At 68.0% G+C, this 16768-nt stretch carries 13 protein-coding genes and 1 pseudogene; 11 read left to right on the top strand and 3 right to left on the bottom strand.

Annotated elements, in window-relative coordinates; all coding sequences use genetic code 11:
* A partial coding sequence (locus RMO12_RS02065; protein ID WP_309638026.1) for a DEAD/DEAH box helicase occupies window positions 1–1281 on the bottom strand: 1281 nt, incomplete at its 3' end.
* A gap of 224 nt (window positions 1282–1505) precedes the next feature.
* Complete coding sequence (locus RMO12_RS02060) at window positions 1506–2327, bottom strand: quinoprotein dehydrogenase-associated SoxYZ-like carrier (protein ID WP_309638025.1); 822 nt, start codon at window positions 2325–2327, stop codon at window positions 1506–1508.
* 181 nt (window positions 2328–2508) lie between these two features.
* Between RMO12_RS02060 and ettA the strand changes: the two genes are divergently transcribed.
* The 5 genes and pseudogenes from ettA to RMO12_RS15910 form a co-directional block, all read left to right on the top strand.
* The gene (gene ettA, locus RMO12_RS02055) at window positions 2509–4176 is read left to right on the top strand and encodes an energy-dependent translational throttle protein EttA (RefSeq protein WP_309638024.1); all 1668 of its coding nucleotides are present in this window, start codon (window positions 2509–2511) and stop codon (window positions 4174–4176) included.
* A gap of 147 nt (window positions 4177–4323) precedes the next feature.
* Window positions 4324–6981: a zinc-dependent metalloprotease gene (locus tag RMO12_RS02050; protein WP_309638023.1), complete on the top strand. Its 2658-nt coding sequence runs from the start codon at window positions 4324–4326 to the stop codon at window positions 6979–6981.
* 78 nt (window positions 6982–7059) lie between these two features.
* Complete coding sequence (gene chrA, locus RMO12_RS02045; RefSeq protein WP_309638022.1) at window positions 7060–8412, top strand: chromate efflux transporter; 1353 nt, start codon at window positions 7060–7062, stop codon at window positions 8410–8412.
* A gap of 45 nt (window positions 8413–8457) precedes the next feature.
* On the top strand, window positions 8458–8718 hold the full coding sequence (locus RMO12_RS02040; protein WP_309638021.1) for a hypothetical protein: 261 nt from the start codon (window positions 8458–8460) through the stop codon (window positions 8716–8718).
* 103 nt (window positions 8719–8821) lie between these two features.
* Window positions 8822–9028 (top strand): annotated as a pseudogene (locus RMO12_RS15910) (LytTR family DNA-binding domain-containing protein); the annotation flags it as partial.
* 75 nt (window positions 9029–9103) lie between these two features.
* Here RMO12_RS15910 and RMO12_RS02035 read toward each other — a convergent pair.
* Window positions 9104–10036, bottom strand: a complete 933-nt coding sequence (locus RMO12_RS02035; protein ID WP_309638020.1) for an ROK family protein — start codon at window positions 10034–10036, stop codon at window positions 9104–9106.
* Window positions 10037–10157: 121 nt separating this feature from the next.
* Here RMO12_RS02035 and RMO12_RS02030 point away from each other — a divergent pair, with 121 nt between their 5' ends.
* The 6 genes from RMO12_RS02030 to ntrC all read left to right on the top strand — a co-directional run.
* Window positions 10158–10985 carry an EI24 domain-containing protein gene (locus RMO12_RS02030; protein WP_309638019.1) on the top strand — a complete coding sequence of 276 codons (828 nt, stop codon included), beginning with the start codon at window positions 10158–10160 and terminating at the stop codon, window positions 10983–10985.
* Window positions 10985–11794, top strand: coding sequence for a molybdopterin-binding protein (locus RMO12_RS02025; protein ID WP_309638018.1), 810 nt, complete (start codon window positions 10985–10987; stop codon window positions 11792–11794). Before RMO12_RS02030 ends, RMO12_RS02025 begins: the two co-directional genes overlap by 1 nt.
* Window positions 11795–12017: 223 nt before the next feature.
* Window positions 12018–13433 carry a type I glutamate--ammonia ligase gene (glnA, locus tag RMO12_RS02020; protein ID WP_309638017.1) on the top strand — a complete coding sequence of 472 codons (1416 nt, stop codon included), beginning with the start codon at window positions 12018–12020 and terminating at the stop codon, window positions 13431–13433.
* Window positions 13434–13626: 193 nt separating this feature from the next.
* On the top strand, window positions 13627–14154 hold the full coding sequence (locus tag RMO12_RS02015; RefSeq protein WP_309638016.1) for a hypothetical protein: 528 nt from the start codon (window positions 13627–13629) through the stop codon (window positions 14152–14154).
* A 41-nt stretch (window positions 14155–14195) separates the two neighbouring features.
* Window positions 14196–15293: a nitrogen regulation protein NR(II) gene (gene glnL / locus RMO12_RS02010; RefSeq protein WP_309638015.1), complete on the top strand. Its 1098-nt coding sequence runs from the start codon at window positions 14196–14198 to the stop codon at window positions 15291–15293.
* A 51-nt stretch (window positions 15294–15344) separates the two neighbouring features.
* A partial coding sequence (ntrC, locus tag RMO12_RS02005) for a nitrogen regulation protein NR(I) (RefSeq protein ID WP_309638014.1) occupies window positions 15345–16768 on the top strand: 1424 nt, incomplete at its 3' end.

Genomic DNA, 16768 nt, shown 5'->3' with positions numbered 1-16768 from the left:
GCCGCGGCTGGCAGCCGGCGCCGCACCGCGGCGCGTGCCCGCCGGTGCGCCCGCGCCGCCGCGACCGCCTCCGCCCGAGCGCAGCCCGCCGTTGAGCGTCTGGCGGCCGGTCTGGATCGGCTGAGCGACCGCTTTGGGGTCCGGCGCGAAGCCGGGCACGACCTCGCGTGCCACGCTGCGCTTGATGAGTTTTTCAATCTCGCGCATGAAGCCTTCCTCGTCGACGCACACCAGCGAAATGGCTTCGCCCTGCGCGCCGGCACGGCCGGTGCGGCCGATGCGGTGGACGTAGTCTTCCGGGACGTTTGGCAGTTCGAAGTTGACCACATGCGGTAGCTGGTCAATGTCGATGCCGCGTGCCGCGATGTCGGTGGCCACGAGCACCTGCAGGTCGCCCTTCTTGAAATCGGCCAACGCCTTGGTGCGCGCGGTCTGACTCTTGTTGCCGTGAATCGCCATCGCGGTGATCTTCTGGTCGTTGAGAAAATCAGTGAGCCGGTTCGCGCCGTGCTTCATGCGGCAGAACACCAGCACCTGATGCCAATCTTGACTCTTGATGAGATGGGCCAGCAGTTCCTTCTTGCGATCACGGTCGACCGGATGGATCTTTTGCGAGATCGCCTCGACCGTGCTGTTGCGGCGCTCGACCTCGATGACCTGCGGCTTGTTCAGCAGCCGATCGGCCAATGCCTTGATCTCGTCGCTGAAGGTGGCCGAGAACAGCAGGCTCTGCTTGTTCTTGGGCACGATTGCCAGCACCTTCTTGATGTCGTGGATGAAGCCCATGTCGAGCATGCGGTCGGCTTCATCGAGCACGAAGATCTCGATGCGGCTGATGTCGAGCGTGCCCTGCTGGTGGTGATCGAGCAGGCGCCCGGGCGTGGCCACGAGGATGTCGACGCCGCGCCGCAGCTTGTCGATCTGCGGCTGCATGCCGACGCCGCCGAACATCACCATTGACGTCAGCTTCGCGTGCTTGCCATAGACGCGCACGCTTTCTTCGACTTGAGCCGCGAGTTCGCGGGTCGGCGTGAGGATCAGTGCGCGTACCGGTGAGCGGCCCTTGGCGTCGCGCACGGCGGGAGCGGCCATGAGCCGGTGCAGCATTGGCAGCACGAAGCCGGCAGTCTTGCCGGTGCCGGTCTGCGCACCGGCGAGCAGGTCGCCGCCGAGCATGACGGCGGGGATGGCTTGTTTCTGGATCGGCGTCGGTGTGTCGTAGCCGACATCGGAAATGGCTTTAAGCAGGGGCTCGGCGAGCCCCAGTTCTTGGAAGGACATGTGGAGGGGCGCCCGTTTCTCTCGGGCGTCGGGGTCTGCCTCCCGCGGCGTGCGAAGCACGCGCACCAGTCGGAGGCAAGAAGGCGAAGAAGGTCGGAATCGACTGCGGCGCAAGGACTGGAACTGCGCGCCGCGGCTATTATTGTACGGGACGGGCCCGACGGCCAGGCGTTTCTACCGGCTCGACACCGTTGCGCGCTGCATCGCCGGGCAGAACGGTTGCGTCAGGTCTTGGGCCTGACCGCGATCGAGCTTTCAAACGTAAGGTCGTTGGTGTCGACCACTTGGGCCTTCAACTCGCCCGCGCCATTGGGCATGAAATAAAACCGCAACGAAGGGTTCTCGCTGATGGTGAAGTCGACGTCCGCCGTGAGCACTGTCTTGCCGGCGTAGCTGACCGTGATGGAGCGTACGAAGTAGGCGGGCGGTGCCAGTCGCGTGAGCTGGTCGATCGCCAGGCCAGAGGTATTGGGGTGGCTGATCATGAGCTGTGCCAGCGCCGGCTGCCCGGGGGCGGTGTCCCCGTCGATGCGCAGCTTCATGCGTCCGACCGAGGCCATCGCCGCGGCGAGATCCTTGCCGGCCGGCGCCGAGCAACCGCCGGAGGCCTTGATGTAGTTGATCTTCATGTAGAGCTTGCCGTCGCTGGTTTCGGCCACGGCGCGCACGTGCGTGTACTCCTCCACGCGCACCCGGGTTTCGATATCTGCGCGACCGCTGTCGGGGGTGAAGGTGAACACCGCGCCGACCGGCGAGGGGTTACGGTCGATCACCAGCCACACCTTCTTGATGTAGCGCGAGGGCGTCTGCGCGAGCTGCGTGCGGATCGCAATCGGCACCACCGCAGCGTCGGCGGCGCGCACCGGCGTATCAAGCTCGATCACACCGGCGGTGTCTTCCGAGATCGTGCGGCCCGCGAACAGCGAGTCGCGCACGGCACGCCAGCGCTCGTTGTCGGCGCCGTCGCTGTTGGCGGCCAGTGCCGGTGCGACGGGCATGCCGCCGGTCACGGCAATGAGCAGCAGCATGCGAATCAGCTTGGACATCGATATCTCCTTTGAATCAGCGGGCGAGGCCGGATCGTTTGCAATCATGCCCCGAAGCACCTGGGCTGCCACCGCCTGCGCCCGTTCACCCGCGGTCCGCAGGGCTGCTCGGCGACAATACCTGGGTCGCGCGGCGCTCGCCGCGCCTTACAGCCTCGAGCTTATTTTCAGCGAATCTTCCATGGCCCAGTACGTGTACACGATGAACCGAGTCAGCAAGACGGTTCCCCCCAAACGACAGATTCTCAAGGACATCTCGCTGTCGTTCTTTCCCGGCGCCAAGATCGGCGTGCTGGGTTTGAACGGCTCGGGCAAGTCCACTTTGCTCAGGATCATGGCCGGCCTGGACAACGAGATCGACGGCGAAGCCACGCCCATGCCCGGCATCAAGATCGGCTACCTTCCCCAGGAACCGCAGCTCGACGCCAGCCAAACCGTGCGTGAAGCCGTTGAGGAGGGCATTGGCGGCGCCCTTGCGGCCAAGAAGCGGCTCGACGAGGTCTATGCCGAATACGCCGAGCCGGATGCCGATTTCGACAAGCTCGCCTCCGAGCAGGCCCACCTCGAGGCCGTGATCGCCGCCGGCGGCAGCGAGAACACCGACCTGCAGCTCGAGATTGCCGCCGACGCGCTGCGGCTGCCGGCTTGGGACGCGGTGATCGGCAATCTATCGGGCGGCGAGAAGCGCCGCGTCGCGCTGTGTCGATTGCTGCTCAGTCAGCCCGACATGCTGCTGCTCGACGAGCCGACCAACCACCTCGACGCCGAATCGGTCGACTGGCTCGAGCAGTTCTTGAAACGTTTTCCCGGCACCGTGGTCGGCATCACCCACGACCGCTACTTCCTAGACAACGCGGCCGAATGGATCCTCGAGCTCGACCGCGGCCGTGGCATTCCCTGGAAGGGCAACTACTCCGACTGGCTGGAGCAAAAACAAGCTCGCCTCGAGCAGGAGCAAAAGGCCGAGGACGCCCACAGCCGGGCGATGAAGCAGGAGCTCGAGTGGGTCCGCAAGAACACCAAGGGCCGCCAGGTCAAGAGCAAGGCGCGCCTGGCACGCTTCGAGGAGCTCTCCGACGTCGAATATCAAAAGCGCAATGAGACCAACGAAATCTTCATTCCGGTATCCGACCGGCTCGGCAATGAAGTCATCGAATTCGTGGGCGTCAGCAAGAGTTTCGGCGAGCGAGTGCTGATCGACGACCTGTCGTTCAAGGTGCCGGCCGGCGCCATCGTCGGCATCATCGGCCCCAACGGCGCGGGCAAGTCCACGCTGTTTCGCATGATTTCTGGCAAGGAGAAGCCCGACTCCGGCACGGTGAAGGTCGGCCCTACGGTGAAGATGGCTTTCGTCGAGCAAAGTCGCGAGTCGCTCGAGGGCGACAAGACGGTGTGGCAAGACGTCTCCGGCGGCCTGGACAACCTCGTGATCGGCAAGTTCGTGATGCCCTCACGCGCCTACATCGGGCGCTTTAATTTCAAGGGCAATGACCAGCAAAAACTGGTCAAGAATCTCTCGGGCGGCGAACGCGGTCGCTTGCACCTCGCCAAGACGCTGGCCACCGGCGGCAACGCGCTGATGCTCGATGAGCCGTCCAACGACCTCGACGTCGAAACCTTGCGCGCGCTTGAAGACGCGTTGCTTGAATTCGCCGGCTCGGTCATGGTCATCAGTCACGATCGCTGGTTCCTCGACCGCATCGCCACGCACATCCTGGCCTGCGAAGGCGACTCGAAATGGGTCTTCTTCGACGGGAACTACCAGGAGTACGAAGCGGACAAAAAGAAGCGCCTCGGTGAAGAGGGCGCCAAGCCGAAACGCATTCGGTTCAAGGCACTCAGCGCCTGAGCGTCTTTTGGCGTGTCATTGGCACGCCCTGCGGCTCCCCACTTTGGTTGAGCCGCCACCGTGGCGGGGTGCGGAGGGGGTGGGGCAATGAGGGCTTTGAAGCTGGGTTCGATCGCGCTGGCGTGCGGCGCATTCTGGGGGTGCGCGATGCTGGTGCCGGCCCCGATGGCGGCGGCGCCCGCCGCCCTGCCGCCGAGCAACGGCACGGCGGTATCGGCATTGCCCACGCGCGCTGCGCTGGTCCCGGCGGCGCCGGGCGCAGCAGCTTCCGCGCCGCCGGCCGCAACGCCGGCGCCCGGTGCGCCGCCGGCCTTCGCCACCGTGGTGAAGGACGCCAAGCCCTCCGAGGGCCTGTTCACGATCTGGCGCAAGGACGAAAAAATCTGGATCGAGCTGCGCCCGGAGCACTTGAACACGCCGTTCTTCCTGTCGCCCAAGTACGCCACCGGCCTGGGCGAGGCCGGCTTGTTCGGCGGGCTGATGGCGAGCAGCCCGCGCATCGTGGAGTTCCGACGCCTCAACAACCTGGTGCAGATGATTGCGCCTAACCAGGCCTTCACCGCCAGGGCGGGTACGCCCACGGCGCGCTCGGTGCAGGCAGCGTTCTCGCCCAGCCTGGTGGCGAGCGCGGCGGTGGCCAGCCTGCCGCAGCCCGAGAGCAAGGCAATCCTGGTGGAGGCCAATGCTTTGTTCGTGGCCGACCTGCTTGGCGTCGGCGCACGACTCGACCAGGCCTTTCGGCAGGGCTACGGCTTCGATGCGCGCAATTCGGCCATCACCAGCGCACGCACGCTGCCCGATATGCTGAGCATCGAGGTGCAGGGCCACTACGCCACCGCGCGCATCAGCCAGCCGCAGCCCGGCGCATCGACATCGCCGAGCACGCCAGCCACCGTGCCCGATCCTCGCAGCCTGTTCATCACCGTGCAGTACGGCATTGCCAAGCTGCCCGAGTCGCCGATGCGCGCACGGCCGGCTGATGCGCGGGTGGGGTATTTTCAGACCACGCGCAGCGACTTCAGCGACGACATCGCACGCTCGCCGCACCAGCGCTTTGTCAACCGCTGGCGTCTCGAAAAGAAAGACCCCGAGGCGGCGCTCTCCGAGCCCGTCAAGCCCATCACCTATTGGCTCGACCGCAGCATTCCCGAGAAGTACCGCGCCGTCATCACCGAGGGCATCCTCGAGTGGAACCATGCGTTCGAGCGCCTCGGCTTCAAGGACGCGGTGCAGGTGCAGGTGCAGCCCGAGGACGCTGACTTCGACACGCTCGACGTGAACCGCGCCTCGGTGCGCTGGATGACGAATGCCTCGCCCTCGTTTGGCGCGATCGGCCCGAGCCACGTCGATCCACGCAGTGGCGAGATCATCGACGCCGATATCGGCATCGAAAGCCTGTCCTCGCGTGCGCGCCGCGCCGAGCGTTCGCAGGTGCTCGCGGCGCCCGCCGCGCCGGCCGATGCGCACGACGAGCCAGGCGCTTGCAGTTACGCCGATGCTGCGACCGAACAACTCGGCTACGCGCTGGACGTGCTCGAGGCGCGCGGCGACATCGACCCGGCGAGCCCCGAGGCCGAGACCTATGTGCTGGCCTACCTCAAGGACGTGACCATGCACGAGGTCGGCCACACGCTGGGCCTGCGTCACAACTTCCGCGCCTCGCGCATCTACAGCGAACAGCAGCTCTCCGACGCGCGCTTCACCGCCAGCCATGCGTTGACTGGCTCGGTGATGGAGTACGTCTCGGTCAACCTGCCGGCGCCCGGCACCCGCGGTGGTGCGCCGTTCCAGTCCATGCTCGGCCCCTACGATTACTGGGCCATCGAGTACGGCTACAAACCGCTGGCGGCCGACGAAGAGGCGGGCGAGCTGGCGCGTATCGCGGCACGCAGCGCCGAGCCCGAGTTGGCCTACGGCACCGACGAAGACAACTCGCTCGGCATCGACCCCGAATCCTTGCAATTCGACCTGGGTGACGACCCGGTCGCGTTCGCCCGCAAGCGCGTGGCCATCGCGCGCGACCTGCTCGAGCGCCAGGAGTCGCGCGTGCTCAAGCCCGGCACCGATTACGCGGTGTTGCGCCGCTCGGTCGGCTACGCGCTGCGCGATCTCGGCCGCGCCGCCAGCGTGCTCACGCGCCAGATCGGTGGCGTGCGCACCCTGCGCGACGCCCCCGGCAGTGGCCGCGACCCGTTGCAGCCGGTGCCGGCAGCGCAGCAGCGCGAAGCGCTGGACGTGCTCTCGCGCGGCCTTCTGGCCGCGGACAGCGTGCGTCTGTCGCCCGCACTGCAGCGCCGCCTCGCGCCCGACTTCGCCGAGCGCACCGACGCCTACTTTGCCGGCGACGGACCGCTGGCCACCGACTACTCGCTGGGCAGCGCGGTCATCGACCTGCAGCGCAACGCCCTGGGGCAGCTGATGAGCGATAGCGTCGCCGCGCGCATGCTCGACAGCGAGGCCAAGGCCAGCCACAAGGCCGACGCGCTGGCGCTCTCCGAGCTGTACGAGCGCCTCACGCGCGACGTGTGGTCGGAGCTGGCCAGCGGTGCCGACATCACCGCGCCGCGTCGCGAGCTGCAGCGCGAGCACGTCAACCGGCTCAGCGCGCTGCTGCTGCGCCCGGGCGCGCTGAGCCGTGCCGACGCGCGCAGCCTGCTGCGGGCGCAGTCGCAGGCGCTGCTGGCGCGGCTCGACGCAGCGCAAAGGCGCCGCAAGCTCAGCGCCGAAACGCGGGCGCACCTGAGCGACAGCGCCGAGTCACTGTCGCAAGCCCTGTCCGCCCGCCTGCAACGCGCTGGCTCCTGAGGCGATGAGCGAGAAGGGCATCCCCGAGCTTGAATGCTCCCGCTTGGCGGGACAGCGCGCCGCGCGAACGGTGCAGGAATGAGTTCCGATCGGCTCGCGCCCGGGGCCGTCGGCGGCGCACCGGCGCCGGTGTCCTTCGGGCAGGCCCTGCGCTACTGGTTCAAGCTGGGCTGCATCAGCTTCGGCGGGCCGGCCGGACAGATCGCGCTGATGCATGCCGAACTGGTGGAGCGTCGCCGCTGGATTTCGGAGCGCCGCTTCCTGCACGCGCTCAACTACTGCATGCTGCTGCCCGGCCCCGAGGCGCAGCAACTCGCCACCTACATCGGCTGGCTGATGCACCGCACCGCGGGCGGCCTGGCGGCCGGCGCGCTGTTCGTGCTGCCCTCGCTGCTGCTGCTCATCGGTCTGTCATGGCTCTATGCCGCGCAAGGCAAGCATCCGCTGGTGCAGGCGGTGCTCTACGGCGTGCAGCCGGCGGTGGTGGCACTCGTCGCGCAGGCCGCCTGGCGGCTCGGCAGTCGCGCGCTGAAGACGCCGCTGCATTGGGCGCTTGCGGGGGGCTCGTTGCTGGCGATGCTGGCGGCGATCCCGTTTCCCTGGGTGCTCGGGGTTGCGGCCGGCATCGGCTGGGCGCAGGGCCGCTGGTGGCCGGGGCCGTCGGTTGCCGACGCGGCCCACGGGCCCCACAGCAAGGCCATCAGTGCGCCCGCCTGGATCGACGACGATACGCCCACGCCCGCACACGCAAGCTTTCGCGCGCGCCGGCTGCTCGCCACGTTGGCGCTCGGACTTGCGCTCGGCGCCGCCGGCTATTCAGTGTTGGTGGCCTGGGGTGGCGCGAACGGCCTGCTCGCGCAGATGGCGCGCTTCTTCACCCAGGCCGCGCTGCTCACCTTCGGCGGCGCCTACGCGGTGCTGCCCTATGTGGTGCAGGGGGCGGTGGAGCAGCACGGCTGGTTGAGCGCAACGCAGATGCTCGCCGGCCTGGCGCTCGGCGAATCGACGCCCGGCCCGCTGATCATGGTGGTGAGCTTCGTCGGCTTTCTCGGCGGCTGGCAGCAGCCCTTCGTCGACTCTGCCCTGCTGTCCGGCGTGGTGGCGGCCGCTGTCGTCACCTTCTTTACCTTCCTGCCTTCGTTCGTTTTCATCTTCGCCGGCGCACCGCTGGTCGAGGCGACGCGGGATGACCTGCGCTTCACCGCGCCGCTGGCGGCCATCAGCGCCGCGGTGGTCGGCGTGATTGCGCAACTCGGCCTTTACTTCGCCGAGCAGGTGCTTTGGCCGCAGCGCGCCGGCATCGATTGGCCGGCGCTCGTGATCGGCGCGGCAGCAGCGCTGGCGCTGCTGCGTTTTCGCATCGGTGTGCTGCCGGTGCTCGGCGCGGCAGCGCTTGCCGGCCTGGCGTGGCGCTTGGTCGGCGTCGGCTGAGGTACCGGCCACGCACCTGCGGTGCTACCCGCGAGGGGGTGCTCCGTGCGCCACGGCATCGACCCGGCCGAGCGGTGTGGGCACATCGCCGTCGGCGCGGCCCGCGATGCCCCGGCGCTGCGCGGGTGGGTCACCGACACCGGCGTGGGCATGGACGCCACCGCCACGGCGGGCGCGGGCCTGGCCGACCTGCGTCTGCGCCTGGCCGTCTTCTGCGGCCCGGGCGTGCGGCTCGATTTGCTGGTGGGCGAGGGCGGCCGCGGCCTGCGTGCGGAGATGGTGCTGCCGCTCGAGGGGCTGACGTGAGGTCGATGGCAACCGCAATCGCGCGGACCGGGCGCCGGACCGCTCCCGAGTTCTGCGTCGCCTCGGGCATGCGGCCGCCGTCTTCGGCTAACGCGGGGCTGACATGCACGAGCGGCCCACCGCGCTGATCGCCGATGATCCGCCGCTCGATCCGCATTTGGTCGAAGAGCTGGACGCGCAGCGCTTCGCCAAGATCCACCGCTCGACCATCGTCAACCTGCACCAGGTGGCACAGGTGCTGCGCGGGCCGAACGAAAACGCCGACGTCCAGCTCGAGGGCAGGCAAGAACTGTTGACGGTCAGCCGCAGCTACCTGGCACTTGTTCCGGCAGATGTAGCGGCGCAGCTTCCTGCGCCGGTTCCGGAAAATGTCGCGGCGCTGTGGCTACGCGAGGGCGCGGCCGAGCCAGGCGGCGCCGCGCACGCCCGACGAGTCACCATGCCGCGCGAGCGCGAGGCAGAGCCGCGGCGGATCGTTGCGCGCGCCGAAGATGTGCGCCGGCATGGCGGCGCTGGCGCGCTCGACCAGCCGGTGCAACCGCGAGACGCCCCCGGCCAACACGATCACGTCCGGGTCGAGCAGGTTCACGACCGTCGCAAGCGCGCGCGCCAGTCGCTCGGCGTGCCGCGCGAGGCTCGCGTCGCAGGCCACGTCGCCGGCCGCCGCGGCCCGCCCGATGTCGCTGGCAGCGAGCGCCGCGCCGCCGTGGCGCAGGTGGTCCGCGGCCAGCGCCGGGCCGGCGAGCCAGGTCTCGATGCAGCCGCGTGCGCCGCAGTAGCAAAGCGCGCCCGGCCGCTCGTCATCGCGCGACCACGGCAGTGGGTTGTGGCCCCATTCGCCGGCCAGCGCGTTCGGGCCCTGCAGTACGCGACCCTGCACCGCGATGCCGGCGCCGACGCCGGTGCCCAGGATCACCGCGAACACCACTGCCGCGCCTGCCCCGGCGCCGTCAGTCGCCTCGGACAGCGCCAGGCAGTTGGCGTCGTTGGCCAGCGCCACCGGCTGGCCGATCAACGCCTCGAGGTCTCGCTGTAGCGCCTGGCCGTTCAGGCAGGTCGAGTTGGCGTTCTTGACGAGCCCGCCCGAGCCCACCGAGCCCGGTGCGCCGACGCCGACGCTGCAGGCTGCACCGCTCGCCGCGGCGCGCCCGCGCACGACCAGCCGTGCCAGCGCCGCCAGCGTGGCGCGGTAGTCGCCCTGCGGCGTGGCCACGCGCTCGCGCCAACGTTCGACACCGCTGGCGTCGAGCAGCAGGGCTTCGATCTTGGTGCCGCCGAGGTCGATGCCGAGGGCGGGCGCGTGGTGGGCCGATGTCATGGTCGGGCCAGAGTGTGCATGGTGTCGTGGCACGGGCCGTGCGCTGGGCACGCGAAGCTGCGCTGGGTCCGCGCCCGAGCGCGGTGATTGCGCCCTTGGGTATGCTCGCGCGATGCCTTCAATGATCGATTCCTTCTGGCGCGCCGCCGCCTATTGTCTGCATCCTCGCGTCATCTGGTGGTCGGTCGTGCCGCTGCTGGTGACCGGCCTGCTGGCGGGCGTGCTGGGTTACTTTTTCTGGGAAAGCGCGCTCATGGCCGTGCGCGAGCGGCTCGATGCGTGGTCGCTGTCGGCCAGCGTGCTCGGCTGGCTCGCCTCGGTCGGTGGCGGTGGCCTGCGCGGCTTCATTGCGCCGCTGATCGTGGTGGCGCTGGCGGTGCCGGTGGTGGTGATCGTGTCGCTGCTGATGGTGGCGCTGATGATGATGCCGAGGCTCGTCGACCTGGTCGCGCAGCGGCGCTTTCCGCTGCTCGAGCGGCGCCATGGCGAGCCGGCGTGGCGCGGAGCGCTGGTGTCGCTCGGCGCCACCATCGTCGCGCTGCTGGTGCTGGTGGTTTCGACGCCGCTGTGGCTGATCCCGCCGCTGGTGTTGCTGCTGCCGCCGCTCATCTGGGGCTGGCTGAGTTACCGCGTCATGAGCTTCGACGCGCTTGCCGAACACGCCTCGCGCCAGGAGCGGCTCGCGCTCATGCGAGGGCATCGCCTGCCACTGTTGGGCATCGGCATCGTCACCGGCTACCTCGGTGCCGCGCCCGCCCTGGTGTGGGCGGTGAGCGTGGTCTCGCTGGTGTTCGCGCCGCTGCTCATCGTGGTGTCGGTGTGGCTCTACACGCTGGTGTTTGCGTTCTCGGCGCTGTGGTTCATTCATTACGCCCTGGCAGCGCTCGAGGCGCTGCGCGCCAGCCAGCCCGAGGCGGTGTCGCCCGTGGCTGCGCGAGGGGGGGCGTGATGGATTTCGGCCTGATCATCATCGGCGATGAAATCCTCTCCGGCAAACGCGAGGACAAGCACTTCACCAAGGTGGTGGCGCTGCTCGCCGAGCGCGGCCTTCAACTGGCGTGGGCGCGCTACGTGGGCGACGACCGCCAGCTCATCACCCAAGCGCTGCGCGATGCCTTCGCCAGCGGCGCGGCCGTGTTGTCCTGCGGCGGTATCGGCGCAACGCCCGACGACCACACCCGCCAGTGCGCCGCCGCCGCGCTCGGCGTGCCGCTGGCGCTGCACCCCGAGGCGCGCGAGCTGATCACCCAGCGCATGCAGGAGATCGCCGCCGAACAAGGCCTGCCCTACGAGCCGGAGCGCGACGACAACCGGCACCGCCTCGACATGGGCTGCTTTCCGCAGGGCGCTCGCATCATTCCCAACCCTTACAACAAGATCGCCGGCTTCAGCTGCGACGGCCAGGCCGGGGGTGCGGTGCATTTCGTGCCGGGGTTTCCGGTCATGGCCTGGCCGATGATCGCGTGGGTGCTCGACACGCAGTACGCCGCGCTGCACGGGCGCCATGTGCAGGGCGAGCGCTCGGTCGTCGTCTATGGCGCGATGGAGGCGACGCTCACGCCGCTGATGGAGGACATCGAGGCGCGCTGTGCCGGCATTCGCGTGTTCAGTCTGCCCAGCGTGGACCACCCCGTTCACGGCCGCCACATCGAGCTTGGCGTCAAGGGCGACCCCGACCAGCTCGAAGCCGCCTACCGTGTGCTGCTCGACGGTCTGGCCGCGCACGGTGCACGGCTTGGCCCGGAAGTGGTGCGTTGAAGCGGTCGGTTTCGCACCAAACAACGGCAGGTCTGGCGTTGACATGGTGCAAGGCGGATTCGCGCACGAGGCATCGGCGCGGATTTCGTTTTGAATGCGGACCAAATATGGGCATGCTTTCTGCTAAATTGCCGCGGGCCTTTCGGGGCCAATACCGGGACCGGGCGAAGGCCCGCTCGCCCCACCCTTCGAACACATACCAACGTCCCGCTAGGAGATTCTGATGGCCAAGACCGTCGCTGACGTGATGAAGATGGTGAAGGAAAACGAAGTCAAGTTCGTCGACTTCCGTTTCACCGACACCCGCGGCAAGGAACAGCACGTCACCGTGCCCGTGTCCCACTTCGATGAAGAGAAGTTCACTGCGGGCCATGCTTTCGACGGCTCGTCGATCGCCGGCTGGAAGGGCATTGAAGCCTCCGACATGCTGCTGATGCCGGACCCCAACACCGCCAACGTCGATCCGTTCTTTGAAGAGCCGACGATCATCCTGACCTGCGACGTCATCGAGCCGGGCGACGGCAAGCCCTATGAGCGCGACCCGCGGTCGCTGGCCAAGCGCGCCGAGGCCTACATGAAGGCCTCGGGTCTGGGCGACGCGGCCTACTTCGGCCCCGAGCCCGAGTTCTTCGTGTTCGACAGCGTGCGCTGGAATTCCGACATGTCGGGCTGTTTCGTGAAGATCGAATCCGAAGAAGCCGCGTGGAACACCGGCAAGGACTATGAGCACGGCAACACCGGCTACCGCCCGGGCGTCAAGGGCGGCTACTTTCCGGTGCCACCGGTCGACAGCTTTCAGGACCTGCGCTCTGAGATGTGCCTGATCCTCGAGTCGCTGGGCATCCCGGTCGAGGTCCATCACCACGAGGTCGCGACCGCCGGCCAGATGGAAATCGGCACCAAGTTCAGCACCTTGGTGCAGCGCGCCGACTGGCTGCAGTTGCAAAAGTACGTGATCCAGAACGTCGCGCATGCCTACGGCAAAACCGCGACCTTCATGCCCAAGCCCATCGTCGGCGACAACGGCTCGGGCATGCACGTACACCAGTCGGTGTGGAAGGACGGCAAGAACCTGTTTGCCGGCGACGGCTACGCGGGCCTGTCGGAGTTTGCCCTCCATTACATCGGCGGCATCATCAAGCACGCGCGCTCGCTCAATGCCATCACCAACCCAGGCACCAACAGCTACAAGCGTCTGGTGCCGGGCTTCGAGGCGCCGGTGAAGCTGGCCTACTCGGCCAAGAACCGCTCGGCCGCGATCCGCATCCCCTACGTGGCCAACCCCAAGGGCCGCCGCATCGAAGCGCGTTTCCCGGACCCGACCGCCAACCCCTACCTCGCCTTCAGCGCGTTGCTGATGGCCGGTCTGGACGGCGTGGAAAACAAGATCCATCCGGGCGAGGCTGCCACCAAGGACCTTTACCACCTGCCGCCAGACGAGGACGCGAAGATCCCGACCGTCTGCCACAGCCTCGACCAGGCGCTCGAGTACCTGGACAAGGACCGCGCTTTCCTCACCAAGGGCGGCGTGTTCACCGACGCCTACCTCGACGCCTACATCGAACTCAAGATGCAGGAGGTCACGCGATTCCGCATGACCACCCACCCGATCGAGTTCGACATGTACTACGCGCTTTGATCGAGCGGTGCGCGGCCTTTCGGGCCGACGGATCGTGACAGAGGGACGGCTTGTGCCGTCCCTTTTTCTTGGTGTCGTCCTCGTGGCGGTCCGCACGAGCGTTGAACCCGCAGTGATACCGGATACTCCTTAGAGAATTGACAGGAGTCGCCGCACCGGCTGCGTGCGGTGCGCAATGCGCGAGGGGCAACGAATGTTTGGACGTCAGGTTTGGATCGGTGTGGGATTGATGGGTTTGCTGGCCGGCGTGAGCACTGCACAGGAGCGAGTCGTCTACAAGTGCCCCGGCAACCTCTACACCGACACGATCACGCCCAAGGAGGCCACCACCAAAGGCTGCAAGCCGCTCGAGGGCGCACCGATCACGGTGATCCAGGGTCCGGCCAAGCGCGTTCCTGCCACCAGCGCGAGCAATGGCGCGGGCGGTGTCAATGGTGCGTCATCGCCCCGGCCGTCCGACTCCCGCGTTGACCCGTCCGACCAGCGTGTACGCGACGCCGACAAGCGCCGCATCCTCGAGAGTGAACTGCGACGTGAGGAGGAGCGCCTGGCCGGGCTCAAGCAAGAATTCAACAACGGTCAGCCCGAGCGTCGCGGTGACGAGCGCAACTACCAGAAGTACCTTGATCGCACCGCCGAGCTCAAGGCGAACATCGATCGTTCGGAGAGCGACATCGCGGCGCTCAAGCGCGAGATCGCCAAGCTCGGCGCGGTCAACTGAGCCGCACTGCGCCCAGGCCATTGCCCGCTCAGCGTGACGCGATGAACGCCTCCCCGGCCGCCGCGCCACCCGTTGCCACGGCGGACTGGCGCGAAGCCTTCGACCTGCTCGCCACCATGGTCGCCGTGGTGCAGCCCGATGGTGGCTGCCGCTTCGCCAACGCCGCGTTCGAGAACGTGCTGGGGCTGTCGCGCCGCAACGTGCTCAAGCGCGACTGGTTCGAGTGGTTCGCCGAGCCCGAGCTGCTGCGCGACACGGTGGCGGCGGTGGCGCGCAACGAGTTCTCCACCAGCCGCCTGGATGCCCAGTTGCGGCGCCCGCACGGCGCGAGCGGTGAGCCGCTGCTGGTGCATGTGATCGTCAACCAGATGGAGGCGTCGGACGCCACGCTGGTGGAGCTGATCGAAATCGAGCAACAGACGCGCCAGGACCGTGAGGAGCGCGCGCACGACCAGGTGCAGGCCACCAAGGAGCTGATCCGCAACCTGGCGCACGAGATCAAGAACCCGCTGGGCGGCATCCGCGGCGCTGCGCAGTTGCTGCAGATGGAGGTCGAGTCCAAGGCGCTCGGCGAATACGCGCAGGTCATCATCCACGAGGCCGACCGCCTGCAGGCGCTGGTCGACCGCCTGCTCGCGCCGCACCGTCGCCCGCACGTGGTGAGCGATGTGAACATCCACGAGGTTTGCGAGCGCGTGCGCGCGCTGATCCTGGCCGAATTCCCGAAGGGCCTGGCGCTCGTGCGCGACTACGACACCTCGATCCCCGATTTTCGCGGCGACCGCGAACAGCTCATCCAGGCGGTGCTCAACATCGCGCACAACGCCGCGCACGCCCTGGCCGACCGCGTGGCCGCTGGCGACGCGCGCATCGTGTTTCGCACCCGCGTGGCGCGCCAGGTGACGCTGGGCAAGCAGCGTTTTCGTTTGGCACTGGAATTGCATGTCGAGGACAACGGGCCGGGCGTGCCCGAGAACATCCGTGATCGCATCTTCTATCCGCTGGTTTCGGGGCGCGAAGGCGGTTCGGGTCTCGGACTCACGCTCGCGCAGACCTTCGTGACCCAACACCAGGGCACGATCGATTGCGAGAGCGAGCCGGGCCGCACGCTGTTCAAGATTACGATGCCCTTGCCCTGACCTTCCATCGGGGGCGGGGCGCACCCCGGCGCAGAGGAACCGCAGACCCGCATGAAACCCATCTGGATCGTTGACGACGACCAATCCATCCGCTTCGTGCTTCAGAAGGCGCTGGAGCGCGAGGAACTTGCCGTGCGCAGCTTCAGCAACGTGCGCGACGTGCTCGCCGCGCTCGACGCCGGAGACCAGCCGCAGGTGCTGGTGAGCGATATCCGCATGCCCGGCGCTTCGGGCATCGAGCTGCTGGCGGCGGTGAAGGAGCGGCTGCCGGGGCTGCCGGTCATCATCATGACCGCCTACTCCGATCTCGACAGCGCCGTCTCGGCCTTCCAGGGCGGCGCCTTCGAATACCTGCCCAAGCCCTTCGACCTGACCAAGGCGGTCGAGCTCATCCGCCGCGCGCTCGACGAGAGCGTGCGCGAGGAGGTCAGTGACGAGCGCGCCACGGTGCTGCCCGAAATGCTCGGCCAGGCGCCGGCCATGCAGGACGTGTTCCGCGCCATCGGCCGGCTGAGCCAGAGCAACGTCACCGTGCTCATCACCGGCGAGAGCGGCTCCGGCAAGGAGCTGGTGGCGCGCGCGCTGCACAAGCACAGCCCGCGCGGCGAAGCCGGTAGCAAGGGCCCGTTCGTGGCGATCAACACGGCGGCAATACCGAAGGATTTGCTCGAGAGCGAGCTGTTCGGCCACGAGCGCGGCGCCTTCACCGGCGCGCAGACGACGCGGCGCGGGCGCTTCGAGCAGGCCGACGGCGGCACGCTGTTCCTCGACGAGATCGGCGACATGCCCTTTGACCTGCAGACGCGGCTGCTGCGCGTGCTCAGCGACGGGCAGTTCTACCGCGTGGGCGGCCACAACCCGCTCAAGAGCAACGTGCGCGTCATCGCCGCGACCCACCAGGACCTGGAGCAACGCGTCAAGCAAGGCGCCTTCCGAGAAGACCTGTTTCACCGTCTCAACGTGATCCGCCTGCGCCTGCCGGCGCTGCGCGAGCGGCGCGAAGACATCCCGGCGCTGGCGCGATCCTTCATGGGAAAAAGCGCGCGCGAGCTTGGCGTGGAGGCCAAGCGCCTGAGCGAGCCGGCGCTTGCGCGACTCGTCGCCTTCGACTACCCGGGCAACGTGCGCCAGCTGGAGAACATCTGCCACTGGCTCACCGTCATGGCACCGGCGCAGACGATCGATGCGAAGGACTTGCCGCCGGAGCTGTCGATGCCCTCTGCAGGGGCCGTGGCCGGCAATGGCAACGCTGCACTCACCGCGCCTGCGGCCGGCGAAAGCGAAGCGGGCGCATCGATGCGAGCGCCGGGCGCCGCACCGCAGGTCGGCGCGCTGGCGGGACCGTGGTTGCTCGACCTCGAGCGCGAGGCCCGCGCCATGCTCGAGGCCGGCGTGCCTGATGTGTGGGACGCGCTCACGCACAAGTTCGAAGCCCAGCTGATCCACACCGCGCTCGACGTCACCCGCGGACGCCG

This window comes from Methylibium sp. (assembly GCF_031393925.1).
Lineage (GTDB): Bacteria > Pseudomonadota > Gammaproteobacteria > Burkholderiales > Burkholderiaceae_C > Methylibium.
The sequence above is the reverse complement of the archived record's forward strand: the minus strand, read 5'-3'. Positions and strand labels throughout refer to the sequence as shown.

Bases quoted from the DNA above. Each gene is read 5' to 3' on its own strand.
- ettA (WP_309638024.1), top strand. From the start codon at position 2,509: ATGGCCCAGTACGTGTACACGATGAACCGAGTCAGCAAGACGGTTCCC.
- RMO12_RS02035 (WP_309638020.1), bottom strand. From the start codon at position 10,036: ATGACATCGGCCCACCACGCGCCCGCCCTCGGCATCGACCTCGGCGGC.
- RMO12_RS02015 (WP_309638016.1), top strand. From the start codon at position 13,627: ATGTTTGGACGTCAGGTTTGGATCGGTGTGGGATTGATGGGTTTGCTG.
- chrA (WP_309638022.1), top strand. From the start codon at position 7,060: ATGAGTTCCGATCGGCTCGCGCCCGGGGCCGTCGGCGGCGCACCGGCG.
- glnL (WP_309638015.1), top strand. From the start codon at position 14,196: ATGAACGCCTCCCCGGCCGCCGCGCCACCCGTTGCCACGGCGGACTGG.
- RMO12_RS02025 (WP_309638018.1), top strand. From the start codon at position 10,985: ATGGATTTCGGCCTGATCATCATCGGCGATGAAATCCTCTCCGGCAAA.
- RMO12_RS02060 (WP_309638025.1), bottom strand. From the start codon at position 2,327: ATGTCCAAGCTGATTCGCATGCTGCTGCTCATTGCCGTGACCGGCGGC.
- RMO12_RS02050 (WP_309638023.1), top strand. From the start codon at position 4,324: ATGCTGGTGCCGGCCCCGATGGCGGCGGCGCCCGCCGCCCTGCCGCCG.
- glnA (WP_309638017.1), top strand. From the start codon at position 12,018: ATGGCCAAGACCGTCGCTGACGTGATGAAGATGGTGAAGGAAAACGAA.
- RMO12_RS02030 (WP_309638019.1), top strand. From the start codon at position 10,158: ATGATCGATTCCTTCTGGCGCGCCGCCGCCTATTGTCTGCATCCTCGC.